Annotated in this window: 4 protein-coding genes; 3 read left to right on the top strand and 1 reads right to left on the bottom strand. The window is 62.7% G+C overall.

The genetic code is table 11. The features are described from left to right. A partial coding sequence (locus tag EN893_RS28630) for a UxaA family hydrolase (protein ID WP_206640188.1) occupies positions 1–490 on the bottom strand: 490 nt, incomplete at its 3' end. Between the two features lie 228 nt (positions 491–718). Here EN893_RS28630 and EN893_RS28625 point away from each other — a divergent pair. The 3 genes from EN893_RS28625 to EN893_RS28615 all read left to right on the top strand — a co-directional run. Further along, on the top strand, positions 719–1,621 hold the full coding sequence (locus EN893_RS28625) for a GntR family transcriptional regulator (protein ID WP_127270817.1): 903 nt from the start codon (positions 719–721) through the stop codon (positions 1,619–1,621). Between the two features lie 196 nt (positions 1,622–1,817). Next, positions 1,818–2,174 (top strand): DUF2946 family protein, encoded by a 357-nt coding sequence (locus EN893_RS28620; RefSeq protein WP_127270815.1) that lies wholly within the window; start codon positions 1,818–1,820, stop codon positions 2,172–2,174. A 97-nt stretch (positions 2,175–2,271) separates the two neighbouring features. After that, positions 2,272–2,570: copper chaperone PCu(A)C (locus tag EN893_RS28615; RefSeq protein ID WP_128361972.1), on the top strand; the 299-nt coding region annotated here is incomplete at its 3' end.

Here is a 2,570-nt window from a genome sequence, read left to right as displayed (position 1 = left end):
GGCCGTGGACGATCGGCACGAAGCCGTCGATGCCGGGATATTTAGGCAGCAGCGTGCGGTTGGCGGTGTCGGCGATGGAATGGCAGACGGTGGCCGAGCAATTGACGCTGGCGACGATGCCGATGAAGTTGCGCGTGCCGGCGCGGCCATCGGCGCGGCGATAGCCCATGAAGGTGCGGGCCCGGTCGGCCTCCGTCGCGTGCTCGGCCTCGCTCGGCGGCACGACCGGCAAGCGGCCGGATTCGAAAACCAGATTGTGCGAATGAACGTGCTCGCCCGCTGCAATATCCTGTGTCGCGCGACCGATCGCCTGGGCGTATTTTACCACGGCCTCGCCGACGGCGATCGGCTGGATCGCCACCTTGTGGCCGGGCTCGATCAGCGCACTGGCGACGGCACCGCCCGGCAGCGCGGTGCCGATCTCGATGCGGCCATTGGCGACGGCGACATTGTCGGCGGGGGACAGGAGAATGCAGTTGGAGGCGTTCACGGGCGGTTTCCTGGGTGATCCTGGGTTGCGCGGACGGATTGACACGCGTCTGTTTAGAGATATTGTCTTTTATCGTGAAAAAACAGTTTTGCGTCAATTGTTTTTTCACTGGGGAGTTCCGCATGTCCTTGGTTGTTCCGGGAAGCAATTTCGCTTCTCAGGGCCATGGGAACGTCATATTGCGCTTCAAACCGGCCGCCGCAAGCGACGGCGTGCAACGGGTCAGGGATGTCGAAGAGCAACAACGTCTACAAGGATGCCTACAACCGCTGCCTGCGGCTGCTCGACGAAACGCGCAGCCTGCCTTCGGAGCCGGAACTGGGCACCTTGCTTGGCGTCAGCCGTACGACCGTCCGCACCATTCTTGCGCGCATGGAAGAGACAGGGCTGATCGCCTGGGACAAGCGCGCCAAGACGGTGCTGCGCGAAGCGCGTCCGGACGATTTTTTCCCCGAAGAAGAGACCGACACGCTGGCCGAGATCATCGAACGGTCGTTCATGCGCAGGCTGCTCGCCGGCGGCGCCGAAGCCGGCATGCAGATCAACGAACTCGAACTGGCGCGTGAGATCGGCGTCGGCACCACCAGCGTGCGCGAGTTCCTGATCCGCTTCTCCCGCTTCGGCCTGATCGAGAAGCGCCGCAACAGCCATTGGGTGCTGAAGGGCTTTACGCGCGCCTTCGCGCTGGAGCTGACCGAAATCCGCGAAATGTTCGAACTGCGCTCGGCGGCCGCCTTCACCGCTCTGCCGCAGGACAGCGCGGTCTGGGCCGATCTCGACCGTCTGGAAGACGAGCATCGCCAGCTGGCAAACGAGATCTCCACCCGCTTCAACGAATTCTCCGAGCTGGATGAGCGCTTGCACAGACTCATCCACCGGGCATCGCATAACCGCTTCATCGTCGATTTCTACGATGTCATCGCCATGATCTTCCACTACCACTACCAGTGGAACAAGGCGCAGGAACGCGAACGCAACGAAGTCGCGATCGGCGAGCATCTGGTCTATATCGAGGCGCTGAAATCGCGCGACCTCGGCAAGGTCGACGCCGCCTGCCGCAAGCATCTGAAGTCGGCGCGCCAGACATTGCTGACCTCGATCCCGGAGAGCCGGTCGCTACAAAAATCCTGAGCCGCGCTGAGGCTCAGAGTCTTGTTTCATGCATGTCGTTGTCCCAAAACCGCCGCACCCTTTTGGGCGACATGCATTGATATGCCGCGTTGCCGCAGCGGTGATTTGGCGATTTTCCACCCGCCAGCCCCGTGCTAGGTATGTCGCGTTGCTGTGAAGAGGCAGGGCTTTGGGCGTATCGAGGAGACGGTGGAGCATGCCGGTCGCGCTTGTCGCGGCCTACTTGCTGTTGCTCCAGTCGACGCTTGGCGCATTCGCCTTCGGCGCCGGTCCCAACGCATCGCAGCTCGATGCGTTCGGCAACGTCATCTGTACCCATGATGGCGCCACCCAGCTTCCGGGCGGCGACCAGCGTCCCTCCCATCTTCCGGCATGCTGCGTGCTCGGCTGCAGCATGGTTTCGGCGGCCTTTGCGCCGCCGCCCGATGCCGGGCTAGCATTGCACAGCCTTTCCTTTGAAACGGTCGCCTTTGTCTTCCCGGCGGCCATTCATCTCGACTTTGCGCGTGAGCGCTCGCCGTCGAACCCGCGCGCGCCGCCGCTGACGGCCTGAGCCTGTTTGCCCGGCGGAACCTTTCGTGGGCGTACCCATCCAAAGATCAAACTGCTCGCGACCGGCAACGGCGCGACCATCACTTCATGGAGCAACCATGTCCTATTTTTTCCCTGACGCCGCGCGTCCTGCGCCCGGCGGCATTCTACGCGGCATCGAAGAGCGTGTCGGCATTGCCGTGCTGGCTCTTGCGCTGCTGTTCACAGGCGCCCAGTCCGTCCTCGCGCATGAGTTCAAACTTGGCGATCTCGAGATCGGCCACCCCTGGTCGCGCGCCACACCTGCCGGTGCCAAAGTGGCCGGGGGTTATTTCACCGTCACCAACAATGGCAGTGCACCGGACCGGCTGGTGTCGATTTCGTCCGATGTTTCTGAAAAGGCCGAGCTGCATGAGAT

The organism is Mesorhizobium sp. M7A.F.Ca.CA.004.04.2.1 (assembly GCF_004022825.1).
Lineage (GTDB): Bacteria > Pseudomonadota > Alphaproteobacteria > Rhizobiales > Rhizobiaceae > Mesorhizobium.
Note: the sequence above shows the minus strand (reverse complement) of the source record. Positions and strands in the feature narration are given on the sequence as shown.

Coding starts and splice junctions, on each gene's coding strand:
- EN893_RS28625 (WP_127270817.1), top strand. CDS start 719: ATGTCGAAGAGCAACAACGTCTACAAGGATGCCTACAACCGCTGCCTG.
- EN893_RS28620 (WP_127270815.1), top strand. CDS start 1,818: ATGCCGGTCGCGCTTGTCGCGGCCTACTTGCTGTTGCTCCAGTCGACG.